This window comes from Rhodococcus sp. W8901, assembly GCF_013348805.1.
Taxonomy (GTDB): Bacteria; Actinomycetota; Actinomycetes; order Mycobacteriales; family Mycobacteriaceae; genus Prescottella.
Genome location: NZ_CP054690.1, coordinates 2,905,573 through 2,927,588, shown reverse-complemented (window position 1 = coordinate 2,927,588; position 22,016 = coordinate 2,905,573). Strand labels below are relative to the sequence as shown.

Genomic DNA, 22,016 nt, shown 5'->3' with positions numbered 1-22,016 from the left:
GTCAGGAGTGGGCCTGTCGATCGACCTCGACTGCGATGTCGTCGGCCCATGCCTCGACTGCGCTCCATTCCCGGTAGTCGCCGTAGTGGCCGCCCATGGCGCGGAAGACCATTCGCCCGGCCCGACCGGTGTCGGCCGCGTCCGTGGCGCAGAAGCGGCCGCTGAAGCGGTGGTGCCCGCGGAGGCGGGTCCGGGCCCGTAGCTGCTGGACCGCGGTCGGCTCGCGGGTGCGCAGCATCCGTCGGAGCAGCGCCGTGACGGGGCGGGCGAGCGCACTTCCCTCGTCGCCGACCATCCCGACCGAGAACGCCCAGACGGGGAGTTCCTCGGCGCCCTCGGCGAGATGGTCCACGAACCGCGCCGCCGTCGGTAGCCATTCGCTCTCGTGTACCGCACTGCCGATGACCAGGGTGCTCGGTCGCGTGCCGGCAGGTATCTCGGCGCAGTCGCGGACCTCTACGTCCAGGCCGCGGTGGGTCAGCCGCCGGCCGAGGCTGCGGGCGATCCCCGCGGTCGACCCGTGAGCCGACGCGTATGCGATCAGGGTCGGCATTGTTCGCCGTCCTCGTCTGCCGGAAGGCGGTCGGGGTGGGGGTCCGGGCCGCTCGGCCCGCTGACGACGCACGGTCGGCGCCGTTCGAACGCCCGCGCGATCGCATCGCCGACATCCACGGCGGAACCGGCCATCAGGTAGATCTGCGCGTCGAGCCTGCCCACAGCGTTCCCTCCGGTCGGTGGCCGGTCATGTTCGAACGATCATCAGCGGGCATGTCGCCGTGTGCAGGAGCGTCGTGCTGGTGGAACCGAGCAGCATGCCCGCGAAGCCGCCGCGCCCGTGGCTGCCGACCACGAGCAGTTCCATGTCCGCGGACTGCTCACGCAGCTCGTCCGCAGCCTGCCCCCGCACCACCGTCGGTGACACGGCGGTCTCGGGGTAGCGCTCCTGCGAGCCGGCGAGGCTCTCGGACAGGACCGCCCGCTCGGCGACCTCCACCTGGTCCCACGGCAGGTCGAGTTGGTCGTCGAATGCTGTGGACAGCGCGAACGGCGACCAGGTGTGGATCGCAACGATGTCGCTGCCGCGCAGCGCCGCCTCCTCGAACGCCACGACCAGGGCCGATCGACTGTTCTCGGAGCCGTCGATACCCACGACGACGGCTCCGGTTCCCGAAGTCTGACCTGCCTGTCCCCGGATCACGACAACCGGGCAGTGCGCGTGGGTGGCGAGGGCGGTGGTCACCGAACCGGCGAGCACCGCGGTGAGTCGGGTGAGCCCGCGGCTGCCGAGGACCATCATCCGTGCCGACTTCGAGACCTCGATCAGGACCGGCCGCGCCGAGCCCTCGAGAACCTCGGTCGTGACTTCGGTGGCGTCCGGGTCGGTCAGTGCGGTGCGGGCGATCGCGGTGGCCTCCGTGAGGTGCGCGTGCACGGCGCGGTCGCGGTCCGTGAAGTAGCTCGGCGGCAAGCGGATTCCGTCGCCGTACGGGGTGGGCGCACCCAGCGCGGTCACGATGTGCAATCTGCGACGGTGGTACCGGGCCTCCCGCGCAGCCCAGCTCACCGCGGCATACGACGTCGCGGATCCGTCGACTCCCACGACGATCGGCGATTCGGACTGGGCACCGTCCACGGTCGCTCCTCCAAACACGTTCGCGTCCCCCCATCGTTTCGGTGTCAGTCGCACGCGGGTAGGGCCGGAAGTCCCGGTGTCCGCGACCCGGTCCTGGCTGGGCCGAGTCCGCAGGTCGTAGGAGTCCGCAGGTCGTAGGATCGGATCGAATGCACCTGGAGGTGCTCGGATGTTGACCGTCTTTCTGGTGGACGACCACGAGGTCGTGCGGCGTGGCCTGGCCGAACTCATCGACGCGGACTCCGAGATGGAGGTGATCGGGCAGGCGGAGAACCGCTCGCAGGCGCTGGCGCGGATTCCGGCGCTGCGGCCGGACGTCGTACTCCTCGACGTCCGGTTGCCCGACGGGAGCGGTATCGATGTGTGTCGCCAACTCCGCACGCGTCTGCCGGAGCTCCGCTGCTTGGTGGTCACCTCGTTCCGGGACGAGCGCGCGATGCGGGAGGCCACCGCTGCCGGCGCGAAAGGCTATGTGGTCAAGGATATTCGGGGAATGCAGCTGGTGGAGGCCGTGCGGGAGGTTGGGGCCGGTCGCACCCTCCTCGACAGCCGTGTGGGGCGGCCCACGCCGGCGAAGGTGCGCGGGGATGGTCTGCCGAGCGATCTGACCGAGCAGGAGCGGCGACTGCTGGTGTTGCTCGGTGAAGGACTGACCAACCGGCAGATCGCGGCACGGATGTTCCTTGCGGAGAAAACGGTGAAGAACTACGTGTCGCGGCTGCTGGCGAAGCTCGGGGTGGAGCGCCGTACCCAGGCCGCGGTCCTGGCGACGAAGTTGCAGGTGACCGACGGTATCGACTGACGTGCCGCCTACAGCGTGTCTTCTGATCGATCGCGCCCGGTCAACCCATGGGTTGACGGAGGATAACCGTTCGCACCTCCAACGGCTCGCGACACGGATGCCTTGCGTTCACCGATTCGTCGCCGAGTGATGGCATCGTTCGGCTGCCCATCGAGGACGAGAGAAGGCGACAGAGATGCGCGAATCTATGCGACGCAGGCGTTTTACCTATCCAGGCGCACTCGCGCTGTGCGTGATCGCGGCATTCGCGATCGCGCAGCCGGTGGCCGCGGCACCGCGGCAAGCATCCCCACAAGATCTCTGGACCGTGCCGACCCGGCCAGCTACCGACTTCACAATCCTGGTGGCCTACAGTTTCGGCAACCGGATCCCTGCCGGCGTGGATCCGACGCGGACGGTGGGTCAGCCGGGGCCGGTCAACGAGGCGCTGGCGGACGCCGTCGTCGCGACTCGCGGAACTCGGACGGTACCGATCTACGCGCAGACCGAAATCGCATCGGTCCTGCACGGCAAGTATGGATTGACCGACGTCATTGAAATCGGCCCGGATCAGGCACCCGACGGCACGCTCGTCTATCTGTCGACCGACGGAGTCGCGAAGAAGGTCGCTTCGTTGCGCGGCCCACGCGCTGGCGATGATGTTGTCGGCGTCATCGCGTTCAGCGACCACCAGTGGCGTTCGGTCTACACGACTGTCGCGGCGGGGTTCCACGCTTACGGCCCAGCCGGTATAGCGATGCCCGCGACCTACGACCCGTTTTCCGGACAAGACTGGACCCGCAGCCGGGAGAGCTATCTGCCCCGCGACATCGCAGGGCGGGTCGCGTTGCTACCGCAGTTGGTCTCCGCCAGCTAGCTAGTGCGTGTCTCGTGGATAGCGGCGGCTGGATCGGCGACACTGCTCGTTGTGTCGCGCGCCGACTACCCTACCGATGACCAGTGGTCGTCGATCGAACCGCCGGTTCCCTTCCCCGACGGATTACGGGGGTGCCAGGGCGGGGTGCCTGTGGACCGAGTGTCGTTCACCGACGGATCGTTCTTCGACAACCGGCTCATGAGCCGCGCCGGACAGGACTTCCGGGAGACATTCCGGGCGTGGTAAGGGACCAGAAGAACGACGACATCCGCACGAGGAAGTGGCCATGACGTTCGCCATCATCATCTCCGTCGTCCTCATCGCCGGCAGCATTGGCTACATCGCGTACCTCTTCATCGGTGACCACCGAATTCGATCAAAAGGGCGCGACATCCGGGTCCTGGTGGAAGACGTCCGCCATATCAGCACAAACGACAGTGGTGCGGTGACGATCCGATACCGACTCTCCTGGCGCGAGAACGGTGAGACGAAACACCTGGAAGGTGAGGAGACCATCCCCGGGTTCTACTCGCCGAACGTGCAGAAGGGATGTGAGGTCAACATCCGATACCTGGATGACCACCACATCCTGTTCGTCTTCGACCAGTAGGGGGCGGCCGCCCAACCCCGGCAGCGGGGGCCTCTGACTCGACCGGATGCAGTACTCCAGGAGACACGCCCTAGTCCTGTCGGTGACGGCCGCGCAACCGTTTGTAGGCGTAGTCGGCGGTGAGCAGCGTGGGCATCCCCGCGATCGCCACGACCCATCCGGCGATCGACGGCGGAGACTGCCCGAGGACTTTTGCGATCGGCCCGACCGTCAGGAACAGCAGCAGGATGGCGAACTCGGCCGCGACCGCCCACAACAGCATCCGATTACTCGTCCACCCGAGCCGCCAGACCGGCCGGGTCGCGCTGCGGCAGGCAAACGCATTGGCGATCTGGCCCAACACGACCGCCGTGAACGCCGCGCCGGACGCGGTCACCAGGACGGTACCTGCGGGCGGCTCTCCGCCCAGGTGCCAGCCCGCCAGCGACAGCATGACTATGAACGCGAGCATCTCCACGATCGATTCGACGGGTCCGAGCACCGCGAACACGCGAGTGAGCAACTTGCGGTCCATCAGGTGCCGGCGCTCCGGCGACTGGGTCATCACCCGCTTGCTGGGTGCCTCACTGCCGAGCGCCAGTGCCGGCAGCAGATCGGTACCGATGTCCAGGCACAGGATCTGGAGGACACCGAGCGCGAGCGGCACGTGGCCCCCGGACAGGGCCCAGATCACGAACGGCGTCAGCTCGGCGACATTGGCGGTCAGGTGGTAGGTGAGGAACCTGCGAATGTTGGCATACGTCGCGCGGCCCTGCTCGACGGCGGCGACGATGGTGGAGAAGTCGTCGTCGAGAAGTACCAGGTCGGCAGCCTCGCGTGCGACGTCGGTGCCTCCCGCACCCATCGCCACCCCGATGTCGGCCTCTCGCAGCGCGGGGCCGTCGTTTACACCGTCACCGGTCATCGCGACCACCTGGCCGCGGGCCTGCAATGCCTTCGCGACACGCAGCTTCTGCTCGGGCGAGACGCGGCTGACGACGACGCCGTCGTGATCGAGCATTTCACCGAGTGTCGTCTCGTCCGCCGGCAGATCGGCTCCTTCCATCACCGTCGCGTCGGCGCCGACCAGTCCGATCTCACGTGCGACGGCCACGGCGGTCGCGGGGTGATCACCCGTCAACATGACGACCTTGATGTGCGCGCGACGGGCGTCGGCCAACGCGTTCGGCACGGTCGACCGGGGCGGATCCTCGATCCCGAACAGGCCGAGCAGAGTCAGGTCGCATTCGATGACGTCGACCGCGTCCCCGGCGACGTCGGGCGTTCCTGGGGGCAGGTCCCGGTTCGCGACGGCCAGGACCCGTAACCCCCGGGCCGCCATCTCGTCGACGGTCTCGTGCGCCGCAGCGACGGTTGCGTCGTCCGGTCCGGTGCAACGCGGCAGGACCGAATCCGGCGCCCCCTTGAGCATCAGGGTCCGGCCGACGACGACCGACTCACGTCGGCGCACCGGGTCGAACGCGTACCGTCGGTCGGCCGTGGCCCGCACCGAATCGGTACGGCCGACGATCCGCCGGGAGAAGGCGTCGATAGCCGCCTCCATCGGGTCTCCGACGACGGCCCATTCGCCATCCCCGGTCGGGGTGTCGGTGTCGCGGACGATGCCGCCCTGTGACGCCGTGATCGCGGTCCGGCCCAGGCGCTCCGCCGCTGCGCGTGCCGTAGCCGGGCCGGTGATCTCGGCGGTCGGTTCGTATCCGACGCCGGCGACGGTGAGGGATCCGTTCGGGGTCCACGCCTCGGTGACCGTCATCCGGTTCTGGGTGAGTGTGCCGGTCTTGTCGGTGCAGATCACGGTGGTGGAGCCGAGGGTCTCGACGGCCTCGAGGTGCCGCACCAGGGCGTTCCGGTGCACCATTCGCTGGGCACCCATCGCGAGCGAGAGCGTGACGGTGGGTAGCAGGCCCTCGGGGACCAGAGCGACGGTGACTCCAACTGCGAACAGGAAACCGTTGTGCGCGGGCGCGCCGAGTGTCAGCGACAGGGCGAAGAATGCGGAGCCGACCCCGAGCGACAGCGCCGCGATCGTGCGGACGACGCGTCGCAACTCAGTGGCTAGAGGACTCGGCGGGCGTCGCACGCCGGCGGTCATGGACGCGATATCGGCGAGTCGGGTGTCGGCCGCGGTCGCCGTCACGACGCCGTCACCCTGGCCGCCGACAGCGAAGGTGCCGGCCCACGCCTCGCTGTCGGCGGACTTGTGGACGGGTTCGCTCTCCCCGGTGAGGGTGGATTCGTCCACCGCGAGATCGTGCGATACGAGCACTCGGACGTCGGCGGGAACCCGGTCCCCACCGGCGAGGGCGACGGCATCCCCGACCACGATCTCGCTCGCGTCGATGGTGCGCAGTTGGCCGTCGCGTCGCACGACGACCGCGGCCGGAAGGAGGTCGCGGAGTCGTTCGGCGGCCTTCTCCGCCCGCTGTTCCTGCACGTACGCGAAGATCCCGTTGACGAGGATCACGACGATGATGGCGATCGCCAACTGTGGCATGCCCGCGATCGCGGCCAGAGTGGCGGCGATCCACAGCATGATCGCGAAGAAGTGCGTCAGCTCGGCAACGAGTTTCCGCCACCGCGGCACGGGACGGGCGGCCGGCAGACGGTTGGGGCCGTCGGCGCGAAGGCACGCGGCCGCGTCCGGGGAGGACAATCCGATTGTTGCGGCGGCGGACAGCTCGTCCGTCGAGACTCGCGCCATACTCCGCTCCATCCGCCCGGATCGACCGCCCGGACTCGACACTGCCCCTGTCCGGTCTGATCAGCTAGGGGCCTTCGTCATCGGTTGCCGGACGGCGCGGCCCAGTGGCGCACGGCGGCGTGCAGCGAGTCCTGCAGCGGCCCGGATGTGTCGATATCGGTCGCCCCGGGCCAGGCGTCGGCCCGCTGCGCCATGGCGCGGGCAATGTCGGGCGTGGCCTCCGAGTCGTGGTCGCGTTCGGTGGCGGCGCGGGCCCGCAGTCGCGACTCGGTGACCGCCGGCGGGGCGACGCATCGCAGCGCGACCAGGTCGGCGACGGCGTCCGACGCCATCGCCTCGGCCCGCCGGCGCAGCCGGGCGTCCGTCCACGACGCGTCGAGGACGACGGAGATGCCCCGCCCCAGGGCCTCGCGGGCCCGGCCCAGGATCGTCGCGTATACCCGGTCCGTGGATTCGGTGGAGTACCGGCCGCCGCGGAATCCGGGGGCCGGGTCGCGGCCGCGTTCGTCGGCGAACAGGTCACGGCGGATCGCGTCGCTCGACAGCAGCAGCGCGCCCACCGATTCCGCCAGGCGCGCCGCGACCGTGGACTTACCGGACGCGGGCAGCCCTCCCACCAGGGCGAGGCGAACCGCCCCGCGGCGCAGGTGTTCCGCGGCCAGTGCGGTGTGGCGAAGTGCGTCCTGCGCGGACTCGGACCGGCCCTGCAGGTGCCGGACACAGTCGACCTTGGCCCGCATGAAGGCGCGGTAGGCGATGTAGTGGTGGCGCAGCGCGTCGGGCGCAGCGTCGTCGGCCTGACCGGTGTACCGGTCCAGGAAACGGGTCGCCAGGTCGGCGCGGCCCTGGAACTCGAGATCCATCGCGAGGCAGGCGGCGTCGTCGAGGCCGTCGACGTACCGGAGTCGGTCGTCGAACTCGAGACAGTCCAGGACGCGTGGACCGTCGCGGAGGCAGAAGATGTCGTCCGCCAGCAGGTCGCCGTGGCCGTCGACGATCCGGGCTTGCGTGATGCGGTCCGCGAACAACTGCCCGCGCCCGTCGAGGAACCTGTTCACGGTGCGCTCGAGCGCGTCCAGGCGGTCGTCGCAGACGACGTCCTGCGGCATCGTCCGAGTCTCGCGAAAGTTGTTGCGCCACCGCCGGCGGACCGCCTCGATGGTCCCCTCGTGATCGACGTGCGGGCCGCGGTGCGCGCTTCGATGGAATCTTGCGATCAGGTCGGCGATCTCATCGACCCGATCCTGGACCGGCACCTCCGAACGCAGCAGGGCCGACAGCCGCGCCTTCTCGGGCATCCGGGTCATCACGACGAGGGGTTCGCCGTCGCGGCCGTCCGGGTCACGGAGTTCCGTCATGCCGAGATAGACGTCGGGCGCGAGACGACGGTTCAGTTCGACCTCCCGGGCGCACACCGCGACGCGGGCCGCGCGCGTGCTGAAGTCGAGGAAGTCGGTGCGTATCGGCTTCTTCGCCTTGTAGACGCGATCGCCGAGGAGGAACACGACGCCGGAATGGGTCTCGTGCAGGGCCGCGAACGGCTGCTCGGCGGAATCGTCCGCGGAACCTCCGGTGCGAGTGTCCAACGACGGTCAGCCGACCTCGCCGTGCTCGTCGTAGTGGCCCTCGTGTTCGGCGTGCCGGTGCCCGTCGTGGATGTAGTCGACGTGGTCGCCGTGCTGGACCTTCTCATGACCGCAATTGTCGCCGTGGACGTGGGGATGGTCGGATGGATCGTGCGGATGGTGTTCGGGACCGGTCATGACCCCTGCCTTTCGGTCGTCTCCGCGCTGTCGACTTCCACGGTAGTGGCGTCTCGGGTGCGGCGGTACAGATTCTCGATCTCCTCGCGCCGGCACACACGGGTACCCGCGGTGGTGAGCATCGCGGCGCCGGCCGCGATGCCGAGGCGGACGGCGTCGTGCAGGCACCAATTCCGGGCGAGGCCGACGGTGATGCCGGCAACCATCGCGTCTCCGGCGCCGACCCCGCTGCGGAAACGGACGGGGAGCGCTGCGAATTGCTCGGCAGATTCGGCGGTGACCGCGATGGCACCGCGCGCCCCCAGCGAGACCACCACCACCTCGCATCGACCCTCTGCCACGAGTTCGCGTGCGGCCCGGACCTGGTCGGGTTCGTCGACCAGATCGCGACCGGCCAGCTCCCGGAGCTCGCGGATGCTCGGCTTCAGTAGGTACACGCCGGCGTCGATGTGGCGGAGCGGTTCGCCGGACGTGTCCACGATGCAGCGGGCGCCGAGATTGCGTGTCATTGCGACGACCCGCGCGTAGAAGTCCGGTGGGGCGCCCGGGGGCAGGCTCCCGCTGGCCACCACGAGCTGGGCGTCCCGGGCCACCTCCGCGAGTAGGGCGAGGCAGCGTTCCTGGTCGGCCAGGCTCATGTGCGGGCCCGGCAGCACGAACCGGAACTGGTCCCCGGTGCTCAGTTCGTCGACAGTGAGACTCTCCCGGGTGGCGCCGTCGATGGGAACCCGACGGTTCCACACACCCTCGCGATCCAACAGCGCGCCCAGGACCGTTCCGGTCGCCGAGCCGACCGGGAACACCGCGACCACGGACTCCCCCAACACGCGCGCGATCCGTGCGACGTTGATCCCTCCACCACCGGGGTCGTAGCGGGGCTCCGCGCAGCGAATCTTGTCGGTCGGCCCCACAGCCTCGGCGCTCGTCGAGATATCGAGCGCCGGATTCATGGTCAGCGTGACGATCGCCGGCATCGCAGGCCGCCTCCCTCTGGCCCGGGCGATGGTCCGCCCCCGCCTCCTGAGTCCGATCGTCATCGGCGCGGCCGATGCGGTCCAGGGCCGAACGGCCCTTTACTCCGGCCGAGTGGGCTGTCCCAATGGACGAGAGGGGGTGCCATGAACGCAGTCATCGATCGGCGCGCACTCGACGATCTGATCCGAGTGTTGCGCGGCGACGGTCGCCGAGTCGTGGGACCGACGGTCCGCGACAGCGCGATTGTGCTCGCCGAGCTCGAGTCGGGCACACAACTGCCCGACGGGTGGGGTGTGTTCACAGCCCCCGGCGAGTATCGGTTGCGCCGCCGCGACGACCAGGCCGTATTTGCGCACTCGTCGGGCCCGATGTCGTTCAAGCAGTACCTGCATCCCGCGCACCGGGTGCTGTGGTCGTGCGACGACGGCGAATTCTCGGCGCCGGTGGACCCGCCGCCGGCATATGTGTTCCTCGGTGTCCGCGGCTGCGACCTCGCCGCGATCCGGACGCTGCACCGGGTCCTGTCAGCGGAATCCGACAGTTACTCCGCCCGCGTGCTGAGGAATCTGATCGTGATCGCAGTCAACTGCACCGAGCCGGGCGGAGTGTGCTTCTGTGCCTCGATGGGCACCGGTCCCGACGTCGCCGCCGACTACGACCTCTCCCTGACCGAGCACGTGGACGACGACGGGCACTGGTTCCTCGTCGACGTCGGCACCGAGACCGGGCAGCACCTGCTCGACCGGATCCCGCACCGCGCCGCGGCTGACGCCGAGACCGAGGACTGCCGCGCCGCGGTGACGGCGGCGGCCGGCGCGATGGGCCGGGAGATGCCCGACGTCGATCTGCGCGCGCTGCTGCGCGCCGCGCGCGACGAACCGGTGTGGGAAGAGGTCGCGGCCCGCTGCCTGACCTGCGGGAACTGCACCATGGTGTGCCCGACGTGTTTCTGCACCACCACCGAGGACGTCAGCGAACTCACCAGCGACCACACCGAGCGCCGGCAGCACTGGTCATCGTGCTTCGAACTCGATTACTCGCACCTGCACGGCGGCAACGTCCGCACCAGCGGCGAGAGCCGCTACCGCCAGTGGATGACGCACAAACTGGGTACCTGGTTCGATCAGTTCGGCAGCTCGGGGTGCGTCGGCTGCGGCCGGTGCATCGACTGGTGTCCCGTCGGCATCGACATCACCGAGGAGGCGGCGCGGCTGACCGGTGCGCTGCCCGGAGCCGGGCAGTCGCCGTGACGACCGGTGCGGGTGCCTCCGCGTCGCGACTGCTGTTGCCGGGGCTGGACGAGGCGGGACGCGACCGGCTCGAGGCGCTGTCGACGCCGGCGCTGTGGCTGCCCGGCGAGTTCGTGTTCCGGGAAGGCGAGCCGGCCCGTCGATGCTGGCTGCTGCGGCGCGGAAGGGTGTCGTTGAGCACGTCGGTGCCCGGCCGGGGGGATGTCGTGATCGAGACGCTCGCAGCCGGGGACGTGCTGGGCTGGTCGTGGTTGCGGCCCCCGCGGGTGTGGGACTTCGCTGCCGTCGCGGCCGACACCACCGAGGCGTGGGAGGTCGACGCCGTGGCCCTGCGCGACGCGGCCGAGGCCGATCCGGCGTTCGGCTATGCGGTGTCGCAGGCGCTGTCCGCCGTCCTCCTCGACCGGCTCCAGGCCACCCGCGCGCGCCTGTTGGATCTCTATGCGAACCCCGGTGGCTGGCCGTGACCGCGACGGTCGTGCCGACCGCGCACCGGGTGCTGCGGCGCACGGTGGAGACGCACGACTCGGTGACACTGGAACTGGGCCCGGTCCACGCGCCGCTGCCGGGCTTCCGGCCAGGCCAGTTCATGATGCTGTGTGCGCCGGGAGTCGGCGAGATCCCGATCTCGTCGTGCGGCGATCCGACCGCACGACACGGGGTCTCGGTGCACACGATCCGGCGTGTGGGCGCGGTCAGCGCGGCTCTGCACGACGCGGACGTCGGACGCATGATCGGGGTGCGTGGACCGTTCGGCACCGGTTGGAACCTCGCGGCGGCCACCGGACGGGACCTGCTGATCATCGCCGGCGGGGTCGGTTTCGCCGCGGTCCGGGCGCCCGTGCTCGCGGTCCGCGCCGACCGGGCCGCATACCGCGCGGTCACCGTCGTCGTCGGTGCCCGCAGCCCCGAGGAGATCCTCTATCGGGGCGAACTCGACGACTGGCGAGCGGCGGGCATCGACGTCCTCGTCACTGTCGACCGGCCGGCTCCCGGCTGGTCGGGGCCGATCGGGTTCGTCACCGAAGTTCTCGGACGCCTCGACCTCGACCCCGCCCGAACCCGGGCGATTCTGTGTGGACCGGAGGCGATGATGCGGTTCTCGGTGCGGGTCCTCCTGGGTAAGGGCGTCGCACCGGACGCCGTCGAGGTCTCGCTGGAACGCAACATGCAGTGCGGCATCGGGGTGTGTGGGCACTGCCAACTCGGCGAGCTGTTGCTGTGCCGCGACGGTCCCGTCGTCGACTACGCATCCGCCGCACCGCTCATGCATACCCGGGAGCTGTGATGAGTGCCCCGACACCCGCAACCCGGCCGTCTCTCGCGGTGTGGAAGTTCGCGTCCTGCGACGGTTGTCAACTCTCGCTGCTCGACTGCGAGGACGAACTGCTCGGCGTCGCCACGCAACTGCAGATCGCCCACTTCCTCGAGATGTCCAGCGCGGTGATCGAGGGTCCGTACGACCTGTCGCTCGTGGAGGGTTCGGTCACCACCGCCACGGACGTGGACCGCATCCACGCGATCCGGGACAACTCCAAGCGGCTGGTCACGATCGGTGCCTGCGCGACCGCCGGCGGAGTGCAGGCGCTGCGCAACTTCGCGGATGTCGTCGAGTTCGCCGACGCGGTGTATGCGAGCCCGGAGTACATCGAAACGCTCGCGACGTCGACACCGATCTCCGCCCATGTGCAGGCGGACTTCGAGCTGCGCGGTTGCCCCATCGACCGGCGACAACTGATCGAGGTGATCACCGCGTTCCTGGCGGGCCGGACCCCGAACGTCCCGAACACCAGCGTGTGCACCGAGTGCAAGCGTCGCGGCCTGACGTGTGTCATGGTCGCCGACGGAACCCCGTGCCTGGGGCCGGTCACCCATGCCGGGTGCGGTGCCCTGTGTCCCGCGCACGCCCGGGGCTGCTACGGCTGTTTCGGTCCCACTCCGAACCCCAACATCGCGTCACTGGCAGGCTGGCTGCGCCGGTGCGGCATGGACGATGCCGGCATCGGCCGCGTGTTCTCGACGTTCAACGTCGCGGACCCCGACTTCGACGAGGGCCGCCGGTATGGGCACTGACGGTTCCGGGACTCCCGACCCGCCCGGCCGCGACGCGGCAACAGTGCGCCGGCTGACGGTGCGGGCGCTGGCCCGGGTCGAGGGCGAGGGCCGCCTCGACGTGACGGTCCGCGGCGACACGGTCGAGGACGCGCGACTGGACATCTACGAGCCGCCGCGCTTCTTCGAGGCGTTCCTGCGGGGCCGGGACTTCCAGGAGCCGCCGGACATCACGTCCCGCATCTGCGGGATCTGCCCGGTCGCCTACCAAGTCAGTGCCTGCAACGCGCTCGAGCAGGCGTGCGGGGTGACCCCCGGACCGCGGCTGCTCGCGTTGCGCCGGCTGCTGTACTGCGGTGAGTGGATCGCCAGCCACACGCTGCACATCTACTTCCTGCACGCACCGGACTTTCTGGGCGTCCCGGATTCGATCGCACTGGCCCGGATCGACCGCGCGGCCGTCGAGCGCGGTCTGGCGCTCAAGAAGGCCGGGAACGCGATCCTCGAGACCATCGGCGGGCGACCCATCCACCCGGTGAACGTGCGCGTCGGCGGGTTCTATCGCGCACCGACCGTCGAGGAACTGGCGACCCTCACCGGGACCCTGCGCGCCGCCCTGGACGCCGCCGCGGAGACCGTCGAGTGGGTCGCGGGTTTCGACTTCCCGGACGTCGAACTGGATCCGGTGCTGGTGGCACTCCACGACGAACACCGGTACGCGATCGAGGACGGTGTGGTGCGCACCAGCGGTGGGGCACAGTTCCCCGCCGCCGAGTTCGATCGGCACGTCGTCGAGCGGCAGGTGCCGACTTCGACGGCCCTGCACGCGCGGCTCGACGGCGAGCGGTATCTGACCGGCCCTCTGGCGCGGTTCACCCTCAACTCCGACCACCTCTCTCCCCTGGCCGGGCGGGCGGCGACCGCGGCCGGGCTCGGTGACGAGTGTCGAAACCCCTACCGCAGCATCGTTGTTCGCGCGGTCGAGGTCCTGTACGCCGTCGAGGAGGCGCTGCGCCTGATCGAGGAGTACGAGCGGCCCGAGCCCGCGGTCGCGATGGAGGCTCGGCCCGGGGTGGGCCACGGCGTCAGCGAGGCGCCGCGTGGGCTGCTCTACCACCGTTACCGCATCGGCGACGACGCCCTGATCGACGACGCGGTCATCGTGCCGCCAACGGCGCAGAACCAGGATGCGATCGAGGCCGATCTCGTCGCGCGGATCGGTGAGCACCTCGACCTCGACGACGACGCACTGACCGGTCTGTGCGAGCGGACGATCCGCAATCACGATCCGTGCATCTCGTGTGCGACCCACTTCCTCGACCTTCGGATGACCCGGTCGTGAGGGCCGCGGTGATCGGCATCGGCAACGAGTTCCGCCGCGACGACGGGGTGGGTCCGGCGGTGGTGCGGGCTCTGAGCGGTCGCCTGGCTGCGGAGATCCCGGTGTGTATCCCCGCAGATACCGTGGATCTGGTCACCGCCTGGTCGGGCACCGACATCGCCATCGTCGTCGACCTGCTGCAGTGTGCGCGGCCCCGTCCTGGACGGGTGCGGCGAGTCGCCACCGACGGCTTCGCCGGCGCGGGCGAGGTCGGCGGGCACCGGGTGAACGTGGCCGCCGCACTCGCACTGTCCCGGGTATTGGGCACGGCGCCGCGCCGGTTGGTGACGTTCACCGTCGAGGGCACCGACGTCCGGTCGGGAGTGGGGCTGTCGACACCGGTGCGGCGCGCGGTCCCGCGGGTGGCCGCCGCGGTCGAGGCCGAGTTCGTCAGCGGAAGCGTTCCGCGGCCCGGGCCATCGCGACCAACCGGTCGGCGAGTTCGGTGAGTTCGGCATGGTCGGCGTCCTCGGCGACGGCGGTGGCGACGTCCTCCGCCGCGCACCGCAGCTCGAACATCCGATCGGAGAGGGCCGAGGACTCCTCGGCGGTCAGCACCAGGGCGTCGACCGGGATGGATGTGCCCTTGACCGCGATGCGCTGCTCGTAGGCGCGCTGGCGGCACGACTGACGGCAGTACCGGCGGCGGCGCCCGATCCCGGCGGGAGCCACCTCGCGGCCGCACCACACGCACGATTCGGGTCTCCGGGAAGCTGCAGCCATGGACGCACACCTTACTGCGGGCTGACCCTCGTGCAGGGCGACGTACCCGGTAACATGGGGCGGCCGCATCCACGTGAGTCTCGGGAACGTTCCGGGATTCCGGGACGTTGTAGAGGGTTGTGAACGCTCGGTGCGCCGCCCACGGCGAACTGGCGCGGCGGAAGAACGAGGAGAGGACACCCCCATGGCAGATCGCGTACTTCGAGGTAGCCGGCTCGGAGCGGTGAGCTACGAGACCGACCGCGACCACGACCTGGCGCCCCGTCGCATGGCTCGCTACCGGTGTGACAACGGCGAGGAGTTCGACGTCCCGTTCGCCGACGACGCCGAGATCCCCGGCACCTGGCTGTGCAAGAACGGTCTCGAGGGCACCCTGCTGGAGGGCACCGCCCCCGAGGCGAAGAAGGTCAAGCCCCCGCGCACCCACTGGGACATGCTGCTGGAGCGTCGCTCGGTCGAGGAGCTCGAGGAGCTGCTCAAGGAGCGTCTGGACCTGCTCAAGGCGAAGCGGCGCGGCGCATAGCCCGCTCGCTCGCACACGAACGCTTCGGCGCCGCCACGGAACTCCGTGGCGGCGCCGCTGTCTGTCCCGGCCGGGTGGCCTCGATCACGACCGCGCCCCGTGTTTCCCGACGGAAACGGGCGGTCAGCAGTTGCTGGGCGCAGGCTCCCCGCGGAACCGGGCGTCGAGGTAGTCCAGGGCGCGCGGCGCCCCGAGAACCGCGGTGGTGAGATGGTCGGGGCTCGGGAACAACTCCGACTCCACCGTCGCGCCGGCCCGGCAGTAGCGCTGCACGGTCGCGACGATCGAGTCCACGGGGATCAGCGCATCGGTGGGGCTGTGCCACTCGTACAGCGGGGCCGTCGGCACGCCCGGATACCGTTCGATGCTGTTGTCGTCGAGCACCGCCTCCGCGGCCGGACTGGCGAGCAGGTCGGTCGTGCGGGAAATCTCTGCCGCACTGTGACCCGCGCCGGTGGCGAGGATGTCGTTGGTGCAGGCGTTGGCCAGCGCGTTGCGCATGGCGATCCCTTTGTCGTTCAGTTGCTCGCTGATGGGCAGCAGGTCGGGATACTCCCGTTCGAGTCCGATCGCGGCCGCGAGCGCCAGCCCGAACGCGGGGTGGGGCGCGGTGCCCAGCGCCTGCGCCATCTTGCCGATGTTCATCGGCGCACCACCGGAGGCCACGCCCACGATGTTCAGTTCGGGCGCGTAGGACGGGGCGAGGGCCGCCGCGAACGAGGTGGCCATGCCTCCGCCGGAGTATCCCGCCAGCGCGACGGGGCTCGCGGCCAGGCCCAGGTCGGGGACGCGCTGCACCGCGCGGATGCCGTCGAGGGTGATCTGTCCGCCGAGCCGCGCGGCGCCGTACGCGCTGGTGGGTCCCAGATGGTCGGGCAGGGCCACGGTCCATCCGCGGGCGAGCGCGACGTTCAGGGCCGGGGACTCGCGAATCATCAGGTTCGGGTCGTTGGTGTACAGCGCGCGCGACGGGGCGCACGTGGCACCGAGGGCGTTGATGATGTGCTGGAGCGACAGCAGCGGGCCGTTCTGCTGCCGGTTGTCGGGCACGAGAACCGTGGTGACGGCGGCGATCGGGTGGTTCTCGGAGTTCGTGGACCGGAACTTGAGCTGCCACACCGACGTGTTCGGGAACTGCGGCAGCGGCGGCATACGGCGGGTCGCGAGGACGTCTCCGGGTGCCGCGCCGGCCGCCGCGTCCTGCTGGCTGTAGAACGGATCGGGATCGGCGACCGGATAGATCGGTGACGCCGAGACGGCCGACGGCGCGAGGACCGTCGCGCACACGATCACTGCGGCCGTGACGAGCGCTCCCCCCACGCCGCCACGGCTCGTGTCCGGCAGCAACCGCGACCACCGTGGTCGCGGCGCTCGCACCAGGAACTGCATGGACATCCCCCCTCGAAGTCCTCGGATTTCTCCGTGGAATTGTGTGTTTTCACCGAATTGCGCATTTGGATGAATATCGGAATGCGCGCGAGTCGTGGACCTTTGACCGGTCGGCGACTCAGCTTATGCGACTCCTTCGGAGAATCCCTCCAATCCGGTGAACGACTTTGCGCGACGGACATATTGGAGGCCGAATACCGCACGATCGCGTGCGATGCAATCGAATCCGGACACATCGACACGGGTCGTGACCGCACTGTCACCGAACCGATCGAGGCGCTCGCGGGACCTCCACCCGAAATGCGGCAAGGATTCGCCTCGCCTAGTCGCCCGTGACATCATGAAGAGAACGCACGCAGCTAGCGGATTCAGCTGACGCGATGGCTCGCAGAACTACCGCGCCGGTCCAGCAGACGTAAGGCGAGGTGGCGCATGGACGACACCAACGGCCCCGCGAGGGCCTGCACCTCAGAACCCCCCGTGGATGCGATCTCGGCCGAGCAGCCGGGGTTGGCTCGTCTGCGGGCGGAACTCGACGCGATCGATGACCGGCTACTCGAGGCCATTCGAGCCCGCATCGATGTGTGTGTCCGGATAGCGGAGGTGAAGCGACATCAGCGAATCCCGATGATGCAGCCCGGTCGCGTGAACCTCGTTCAGGCACGCGCCGAGGAATTCGCTCGCGCGAACGGGCTGTCTCCCGATTTCCTCCGCAGCCTGTACGAATTGATGATCGGCGAGACGTGTCGCGTCGAGGACGTCGTCATCGGGTCCAACGGCGACACGAATCGTGCTACGGGCTGATGGCGCCATGTCGACCCGCACACTCCTGATCGACAACTACGACTCGTTCACCTACAACCTCTACAGCCTGTTGTCGGAGGTGAACGGCGAACCGCCGTGTGTGGTGAAGAACGATGTGGACTGGGCGTCGGTGGATATCGGCACCTTCGACAACATCGTCATCTCCCCCGGTCCGGGACGCCCGGACCGCAAGCGGGACTTCGGTGTCAGCGCGCGGGCGATCGCGAATCGGGAGATTCCGGTGCTCGGGGTGTGCCTGGGCCACCAGGGCCTGTGCCACCTGTTCGGGAGCAACGTCGGGCTGGCGCCGGTCCCGATGCACGGTCGGCTGTCGCCGATCCGGCACAGCGGTGCCGGGATCTTCGCCGGCATCCCGTCGCCGTTCCAGGCCGTCCGCTACCACTCGCTCATCGTGGAGAGTCTGCCACCGGAACTCGAGCAGCACGCCTGGACGGACGAAGGCCTGATCATGGCGGCGAAGCACCGCCGACATCCCCTGTGGGGGGTGCAGTTCCATCCGGAGTCGATCTGCACGCAGTACGGGCGCGAACTGATGGGCAACTTCCGTGATCTGACACCGACGCACTCGGGCAGGTCGTCGACGCGGACCGTGTCCGTGTCCCCGCCGCCGCGCGCCGACTCCGGTGCAAGGTCCGGGGGCCCGGCGGAGGCGAAGCCCAGGTACGTCGTGCACACCCGGCGGGTGGATCGCGCTGTCGATCCGCAGGACGTCTACGGCCGATTGTTCGCGGACGGACCGAACAGCTTCTGGCTGGACGGCAGCGCCGCGATCGAGCCGGAGTCGAAATTCTCGGTCATGGGCGACTGCTCCGGTCCGCTCGCCGAGTACGTCACGTATCGAGTGGCCGAGACGACCGTCTGTGTCCACCGCGACGGTCGCCCCGTCGAATCGGTGCACCAACGCTTCTTCGACTACATCGACGAGCAGTTGCGGGAGCGAGCGGTGCCGGCGGTCCCGGACCTGCCGTTCGCGTTCGGCCTCGGATACGTCGGGTACCTCGGCTACGAGCTGAAGGCGGACGCCGGCAGCCAGTTGGTGCACACGTCGCCGACGGCCGACGCGGCCTTCGTCTTCGCCGACCGCGCGGTGGTGATCGACCATCTCGGCGGCCGCTGCTATCTGCTCGCCCTCAGCGAGGACCCCGACGATCCGCGAGTGGCGGAGTGGTTCGCGGCCACCGAGGCCGAGATCCGCGCACTGGACGAGGCCGTCGAGGCGCCTCCCCCGCATCCGCTCGTCAAACTCGAGGCCGACACCCAGCCGCGATTGCGGCACGCCCGAGACGAGTACCTGGCGCTGGTCGGCCAGTGCCTCGACGAGATCCGGTCCGGTGAGTCGTACGAGGTGTGTCTGACCAACGCGGCGACGGTGGACCGGGTGATCGATCCGCTGCAGAGCTACGAGACGCTCCGCGAGATCAGTCCCACCCCGTACAGCGCGCTGCTCCAGTTCACGGGGGTGTCGGTGCTCAGCGCGTCGCCGGAGAGGTTCCTGCGCATCGGGGTGGACCGGGTCGTCGAATCCAAGCCGATCAAGGGCACCCGGCCCCGCCACGCGCGGCCCGAGTACGACGCGGCCCTGCGTAAGGACCTGCTCGACAGCGAGAAGGACCGTGCCGAGAACCTGATGATCGTCGACCTGGTCCGCAACGACCTGTCGCGGGTGTGCACTCCAGGATCGGTGCACGTCCCGAAACTGTTCGACGTCGAGACGTATGCCCCTGTCCACCAATTGGTCTCGACGGTCCGCGGGACACTCCGCGACGACGTGTCGACGGTGGACTGTGTGCGTGCCGCGTTCCCGGGCGGCTCGATGACCGGGGCCCCGAAACTGCGGACGATGGAGATCATCGACAAGCTCGAGGAGGGCCCCCGCGGCGTCTATTCCGGTGCCATCGGGTACTTCTCGATCAACGGGACGGCCGATTTCTCGATCGTCATCCGCACGATGGTCGCGACGGACGACCGGGTCACGTTCGGTGTGGGCGGCGCGATCGTGGCGTTGTCCGATCCGGAGGAGGAACTCGAGGAGACGATGGTCAAGGCCGTGACCATGCGGCGGTGCCTGTCGGTGACCTCGGACCCCGGAGACGCCGGAGACGCCGGGACCAGCGGCGGGGACCGATGACCGCGCGGGCGGACCCGGTGACCGCCCGGCTCGCGGTGGTGGGCGGCGCGGGTGCGGTCGGTTCGATGCTCGTGGAACTGCTGCGCCTCGACGGGGACGACGTCACGGTCGTCGACCAGGCCGACGGGATGGACGCGGTCGCACCCGACGCGGGGGTGCGCGCGGTCCTCGCCGAGGCCGACACGGTGGTGCTGGCGGTGCCCGAATCCGTCGCGATCGCAGCGGTGCCCACGCTGCACCGGATCCTGAGACCCGATGCGCTGCTGGTCGAGACGCTGTCGGTGAAGACCGGGATCCACGGCGCGCTGCGGGACGGGGCGCCGGGTCGACCGGCGGTGGGGATCAATCCGATGTTCGCACCGGCGCTGGGGATGCCGGGGCGGCCGGTGGCCGCGGTGATCCACCAGTCGGCGCCGGCGGTGGACCGGTTCCTCGCCTCGGTCGTCGGCTGGGGTGCTCGCGTGGTCCGGGTCGGGGCCGACGAGCACGACCGGATCGCTGCGGCGACGCAGGCACTGACCCACGCGACTGTCCTGTCGTTCGGCCTGGCGTTGGCCGAGCTCGGTGTGGACCCGGGCACGTCGGCCGCACTCGCTCCCCCGCCGCACACCACGTTGCTGGCGTTGCTGGCGCGCGTCGGGTCCGGCGTCCCCGAGGTCTACCACGACGTCCAGGCGGGCAACCGGGCCGCGGACCGGGCCCGGTCGGCGCTGGCGGCCTCGCTGTCCCGGTTGTCCGACGCGGTCGCGCACGGCGACGAGCGTGTCTTCGGCGACCTGATGGCGGAGGCCGTCGAGCCTCTCGGGGATCGGCTGGGTGATTATCGCCGGTTGTGCGCCGACCTCTTCGGGGGCCTGCACGCACCGCCGCACGGGGACGGGGGGACGCGGTGACCGACAACCCGTTCCGCGAGGAGGCCGCCGCGCACGAGCAGTTGCTGCGGCTGCCGTCGCTGCCGCCGTTCGATCCGTCCGACCCGGTCGAGAGCGCGATCATCGACAGTCTGGCCGGTAGTTGGCCGCGTCGGGCGACGGTGAAGCGACCCGAACCGGACCTGGACGAACTGTTCGACCCGGCCAAGGCGGACTACCCGGAGACGTTGATCCCGTTCCACGACCACGACCGGTTCCGCGGTCTGGACGAGCCCACCCGCAACCGGATCCTCGCGTGGGCGTGGATCGCCTACAACAAGAACGTGATGGACGTCGAGCAGTACGTCGTCAATCCCGGGTTCCGGTTGCTGTCGCAGGACGCGTTCGGCACCGGACTGGGCGACACCCTCACCGTCGCGACGCTGCAGGCGATGGTCGACGAGCAGTACCACACGCTGATGCACCTCAACGCGAGCGCGCTGACCCGGCGGCGGCGCGGCTGGAACCTGACCGAGAGCCGACTGCCCTACGGTCCCACCGTCCGACGGCACCACGCGGCCGTCGCGGCGGCGGACACTCCCCGCGAGTCGGCACTGGTGAGCCTGGCGTTCACCACCGTCGCGGAGACCTCGATCAGCGCCTATCTGGGGCTGATGACCGACGACGACAACGTGCAACCGGTCAACCGGGCGACGGTGGTGCTGCACCGGCGGGACGAGTACTGCCACTCGTCGATCGCCGGGGAGCTGCTGAAGATCGTGTTCGAGCGCCTCGACGGCGACGACCGCAGGATGCTGCTGGCCGGGCTGGCCGACGGGCTCGAGGCGTTCCGTGCCAACGACTTCGCGACGTGGACCGCGGTGATGGAGGGCGAGAACGTGCGGGGCGGGGCGGCGATGGTGGCCGACGCCGCCCACGAGGCCGACCGACAGCAACTGGTGCAGGACTGCAGCGCGATCCGGCGCCTGTGCGACGACCTCGGGGTGAGCGACGACGTCCCCTACGAGTGGTGACCACTCGTAGGGGACGTCCGCTCGATCACGGTGTCGCGTTGAGCCACTCGTAGAACGCCGGCTGCACGTTCGGATTGGCGCCGGTGATGCCGTTGTAGGCGCCGACGGCGGCACCGATCCCCGTGCCCACGATGCAGCCGGCGACGAAGTTCGGGAAGATCGAGACGCAGCCGATCGCGAGGCCGACACCGGCGCCGATCGCCATGCCTGCGGGACCGCCTGTCTCCCACCCGATCGTGATCTCGCGAATAAGGTTGTCCTGCGCCGTCTGCTTGTCGACGACAGGCACAGCCAGCGGGACGGCCACGTCGCCGGGGGCGGCGGCGGGTGCCGCGTATGCGGTGCCGACTCCCGTCCCGAGTGCGACGAGGACGAGACCCGATGCGACGGTGGCTTTCGTGGCCTTCGTGGCGTTCGAAAGATTCATGGCGCTCTCCAAACTGTGTGGACGGAAGGCGGTCCAGTGGGTTCGACGCTAGTCCCCGTACGCCTCCTCCGCTACGAATCGGCGGTGTTGGGG

The 22,016-nt window shown here is 69.6% G+C and carries 24 protein-coding genes; 14 read left to right on the top strand and 10 right to left on the bottom strand.

The genetic code is table 11. From position 1 onward, the window contains the following. Position 1: 1 nt before the first annotated feature. The 3 genes from HUN07_RS13745 to HUN07_RS13735 are packed head-to-tail and all read right to left on the bottom strand — an operon-like array spanning position 2 to position 1,633. Positions 2-553, bottom strand: a complete 552-nt coding sequence (locus HUN07_RS13745) for a flavodoxin domain-containing protein (RefSeq protein ID WP_174910302.1) — start codon at positions 551-553, stop codon at positions 2-4. Then, entirely contained in the window at positions 541-717 is a 177-nt protein-coding gene (locus HUN07_RS13740; RefSeq protein WP_174910300.1) for a hypothetical protein, read from the bottom strand. Before HUN07_RS13740 ends, HUN07_RS13745 begins: the two co-directional genes overlap by 13 nt. A 25-nt stretch (positions 718-742) precedes the next feature. Further along, positions 743-1,633 (bottom strand): universal stress protein, encoded by an 891-nt coding sequence (locus tag HUN07_RS13735; RefSeq protein WP_254622499.1) that lies wholly within the window; start codon positions 1,631-1,633, stop codon positions 743-745. 169 nt (positions 1,634-1,802) lie between these two features. Between HUN07_RS13735 and HUN07_RS13730 the strand changes: the two genes are divergently transcribed. The 3 genes from HUN07_RS13730 (at position 1,803) to HUN07_RS13720 (ending at position 3,901) form a co-directional block, all read left to right on the top strand. Next, the gene (locus tag HUN07_RS13730; RefSeq protein WP_174910296.1) at positions 1,803-2,435 is read left to right on the top strand and encodes a response regulator; all 633 of its coding nucleotides are present in this window, start codon (positions 1,803-1,805) and stop codon (positions 2,433-2,435) included. 187 nt (positions 2,436-2,622) lie between these two features. After that, positions 2,623-3,291, top strand: a complete 669-nt coding sequence (locus tag HUN07_RS13725) for a hypothetical protein (protein ID WP_174910294.1) — start codon at positions 2,623-2,625, stop codon at positions 3,289-3,291. A 286-nt stretch (positions 3,292-3,577) separates the two neighbouring features. Next, positions 3,578-3,901: a hypothetical protein gene (locus tag HUN07_RS13720; RefSeq protein ID WP_174910292.1), complete on the top strand. Its 324-nt coding sequence runs from the start codon at positions 3,578-3,580 to the stop codon at positions 3,899-3,901. A gap of 70 nt (positions 3,902-3,971) precedes the next feature. Here the strand turns inward: HUN07_RS13720 and HUN07_RS13715 are convergent, their stop codons facing one another. The 4 genes from HUN07_RS13715 to HUN07_RS13700 form a co-directional block, all read right to left on the bottom strand. Next, positions 3,972-6,602 carry a cation-translocating P-type ATPase gene (locus tag HUN07_RS13715; RefSeq protein ID WP_174910290.1) on the bottom strand — a complete coding sequence of 877 codons (2,631 nt, stop codon included), beginning with the start codon at positions 6,600-6,602 and terminating at the stop codon, positions 3,972-3,974. 77 nt (positions 6,603-6,679) lie between these two features. Continuing rightward, a complete protein-coding gene (locus HUN07_RS27595) occupies positions 6,680-8,188 on the bottom strand; it encodes a bifunctional aminoglycoside phosphotransferase/ATP-binding protein (RefSeq protein WP_174910288.1) in 1,509 nt (502 codons plus the stop codon). Between the two features lie 6 nt (positions 8,189-8,194). Continuing rightward, positions 8,195-8,461 carry a hypothetical protein gene (locus tag HUN07_RS27590; protein ID WP_397484721.1) on the bottom strand — a complete coding sequence of 89 codons (267 nt, stop codon included), beginning with the start codon at positions 8,459-8,461 and terminating at the stop codon, positions 8,195-8,197. Beyond that, entirely contained in the window at positions 8,362-9,339 is a 978-nt protein-coding gene (locus HUN07_RS13700) for a 1-phosphofructokinase family hexose kinase (protein WP_174910286.1), read from the bottom strand. The genes HUN07_RS27590 and HUN07_RS13700 overlap by 100 nt, the downstream gene beginning before the upstream one ends. A 144-nt stretch (positions 9,340-9,483) precedes the next feature. Between HUN07_RS13700 and HUN07_RS13695 the strand changes: the two genes are divergently transcribed. Genes HUN07_RS13695 through HUN07_RS13675 form a run of 6 tightly spaced genes read left to right on the top strand, consistent with a single transcriptional unit; the run spans position 9,484 to position 14,472 of the window. Continuing rightward, positions 9,484-10,590 (top strand): 4Fe-4S dicluster domain-containing protein, encoded by a 1,107-nt coding sequence (locus HUN07_RS13695; protein WP_174910284.1) that lies wholly within the window; start codon positions 9,484-9,486, stop codon positions 10,588-10,590. Continuing rightward, positions 10,587-11,057, top strand: coding sequence for a Crp/Fnr family transcriptional regulator (locus tag HUN07_RS26625; RefSeq protein ID WP_254622498.1), 471 nt, complete (start codon positions 10,587-10,589; stop codon positions 11,055-11,057). The genes HUN07_RS13695 and HUN07_RS26625 overlap by 4 nt, the downstream gene beginning before the upstream one ends. After that, positions 11,054-11,878, top strand: a complete 825-nt coding sequence (locus HUN07_RS13690) for an FAD/NAD(P)-binding protein (protein WP_441346766.1) — start codon at positions 11,054-11,056, stop codon at positions 11,876-11,878. The genes HUN07_RS26625 and HUN07_RS13690 overlap by 4 nt, the downstream gene beginning before the upstream one ends. Then, positions 11,878-12,663, top strand: a complete 786-nt coding sequence (locus HUN07_RS13685; protein ID WP_174910281.1) for an oxidoreductase — start codon at positions 11,878-11,880, stop codon at positions 12,661-12,663. Before HUN07_RS13690 ends, HUN07_RS13685 begins: the two co-directional genes overlap by 1 nt. Beyond that, positions 12,653-13,984, top strand: a complete 1,332-nt coding sequence (locus HUN07_RS13680) for a Ni/Fe hydrogenase subunit alpha (protein WP_174910279.1) — start codon at positions 12,653-12,655, stop codon at positions 13,982-13,984. Before HUN07_RS13685 ends, HUN07_RS13680 begins: the two co-directional genes overlap by 11 nt. Continuing rightward, entirely contained in the window at positions 13,981-14,472 is a 492-nt protein-coding gene (locus HUN07_RS13675) for a hydrogenase maturation protease (RefSeq protein WP_174910277.1), read from the top strand. The genes HUN07_RS13680 and HUN07_RS13675 overlap by 4 nt, the downstream gene beginning before the upstream one ends. Here the strand turns inward: HUN07_RS13675 and HUN07_RS13670 are convergent. Next, positions 14,414-14,746 (bottom strand): hypothetical protein, encoded by a 333-nt coding sequence (locus tag HUN07_RS13670; RefSeq protein WP_114722368.1) that lies wholly within the window; start codon positions 14,744-14,746, stop codon positions 14,414-14,416. The genes HUN07_RS13675 and HUN07_RS13670 overlap by 59 nt on opposite strands. Positions 14,747-14,930: 184 nt before the next feature. Between HUN07_RS13670 and HUN07_RS13665 the strand changes: the two genes are divergently transcribed. Next, positions 14,931-15,269, top strand: coding sequence for an RNA polymerase-binding protein RbpA (locus tag HUN07_RS13665; protein ID WP_114722367.1), 339 nt, complete (start codon positions 14,931-14,933; stop codon positions 15,267-15,269). Positions 15,270-15,392: 123 nt separating this feature from the next. Here HUN07_RS13665 and HUN07_RS13660 read toward each other — a convergent pair whose 3' ends face one another. Beyond that, positions 15,393-16,664 carry a lipase family protein gene (locus HUN07_RS13660; RefSeq protein WP_254622497.1) on the bottom strand — a complete coding sequence of 424 codons (1,272 nt, stop codon included), beginning with the start codon at positions 16,662-16,664 and terminating at the stop codon, positions 15,393-15,395. Positions 16,665-17,138: 474 nt separating this feature from the next. Between HUN07_RS13660 and HUN07_RS13655 the strand changes: the two genes are divergently transcribed. The 4 genes from HUN07_RS13655 to HUN07_RS13640 are packed head-to-tail and all read left to right on the top strand — an operon-like array spanning position 17,139 to position 21,496. After that, the gene (locus tag HUN07_RS13655) at positions 17,139-17,462 is read left to right on the top strand and encodes a chorismate mutase family protein (RefSeq protein WP_254622496.1); all 324 of its coding nucleotides are present in this window, start codon (positions 17,139-17,141) and stop codon (positions 17,460-17,462) included. 7 nt (positions 17,463-17,469) lie between these two features. Beyond that, complete coding sequence (gene pabB / locus HUN07_RS13650; RefSeq protein ID WP_174910273.1) at positions 17,470-19,611, top strand: aminodeoxychorismate synthase component I; 2,142 nt, start codon at positions 17,470-17,472, stop codon at positions 19,609-19,611. Then, positions 19,608-20,504, top strand: coding sequence for a prephenate dehydrogenase/arogenate dehydrogenase family protein (locus tag HUN07_RS13645; protein ID WP_174910271.1), 897 nt, complete (start codon positions 19,608-19,610; stop codon positions 20,502-20,504). Before pabB ends, HUN07_RS13645 begins: the two co-directional genes overlap by 4 nt. Continuing rightward, entirely contained in the window at positions 20,501-21,496 is a 996-nt protein-coding gene (locus HUN07_RS13640; protein WP_174910269.1) for an AurF N-oxygenase family protein, read from the top strand. The genes HUN07_RS13645 and HUN07_RS13640 overlap by 4 nt, the downstream gene beginning before the upstream one ends. 25 nt (positions 21,497-21,521) lie before the next feature. On the opposite strand, the gene HUN07_RS13635 is transcribed toward HUN07_RS13640, so the two are convergent. Next, positions 21,522-21,923 carry a hypothetical protein gene (locus HUN07_RS13635; RefSeq protein ID WP_174910267.1) on the bottom strand — a complete coding sequence of 134 codons (402 nt, stop codon included), beginning with the start codon at positions 21,921-21,923 and terminating at the stop codon, positions 21,522-21,524. Between the last annotated feature and the right edge of the window lie 93 nt (positions 21,924-22,016).

Excerpts from the sequence above, each read along its gene's own strand:
- HUN07_RS13745 (WP_174910302.1), bottom strand. The coding sequence starts at position 553 with ATGCCGACCCTGATCGCATACGCGTCGGCTCACGGGTCGACCGCGGGG.
- HUN07_RS13730 (WP_174910296.1), top strand. The coding sequence starts at position 1,803 with ATGTTGACCGTCTTTCTGGTGGACGACCACGAGGTCGTGCGGCGTGGC.
- HUN07_RS13725 (WP_174910294.1), top strand. The coding sequence starts at position 2,623 with ATGCGACGCAGGCGTTTTACCTATCCAGGCGCACTCGCGCTGTGCGTG.
- HUN07_RS13720 (WP_174910292.1), top strand. The coding sequence starts at position 3,578 with ATGACGTTCGCCATCATCATCTCCGTCGTCCTCATCGCCGGCAGCATT.
- HUN07_RS13715 (WP_174910290.1), bottom strand. The coding sequence starts at position 6,602 with ATGGCGCGAGTCTCGACGGACGAGCTGTCCGCCGCCGCAACAATCGGA.
- HUN07_RS13700 (WP_174910286.1), bottom strand. The coding sequence starts at position 9,339 with ATGCCGGCGATCGTCACGCTGACCATGAATCCGGCGCTCGATATCTCG.
- HUN07_RS13695 (WP_174910284.1), top strand. The coding sequence starts at position 9,484 with ATGAACGCAGTCATCGATCGGCGCGCACTCGACGATCTGATCCGAGTG.
- HUN07_RS13685 (WP_174910281.1), top strand. The coding sequence starts at position 11,878 with ATGAGTGCCCCGACACCCGCAACCCGGCCGTCTCTCGCGGTGTGGAAG.
- HUN07_RS13680 (WP_174910279.1), top strand. The coding sequence starts at position 12,653 with ATGGGCACTGACGGTTCCGGGACTCCCGACCCGCCCGGCCGCGACGCG.
- HUN07_RS13670 (WP_114722368.1), bottom strand. The coding sequence starts at position 14,746 with ATGGCTGCAGCTTCCCGGAGACCCGAATCGTGCGTGTGGTGCGGCCGC.
- HUN07_RS13665 (WP_114722367.1), top strand. The coding sequence starts at position 14,931 with ATGGCAGATCGCGTACTTCGAGGTAGCCGGCTCGGAGCGGTGAGCTAC.
- HUN07_RS13660 (WP_254622497.1), bottom strand. The coding sequence starts at position 16,664 with ATGTCCATGCAGTTCCTGGTGCGAGCGCCGCGACCACGGTGGTCGCGG.
- pabB (WP_174910273.1), top strand. The coding sequence starts at position 17,470 with ATGTCGACCCGCACACTCCTGATCGACAACTACGACTCGTTCACCTAC.
- HUN07_RS13645 (WP_174910271.1), top strand. The coding sequence starts at position 19,608 with ATGACCGCGCGGGCGGACCCGGTGACCGCCCGGCTCGCGGTGGTGGGC.
- HUN07_RS13635 (WP_174910267.1), bottom strand. The coding sequence starts at position 21,923 with ATGAATCTTTCGAACGCCACGAAGGCCACGAAAGCCACCGTCGCATCG.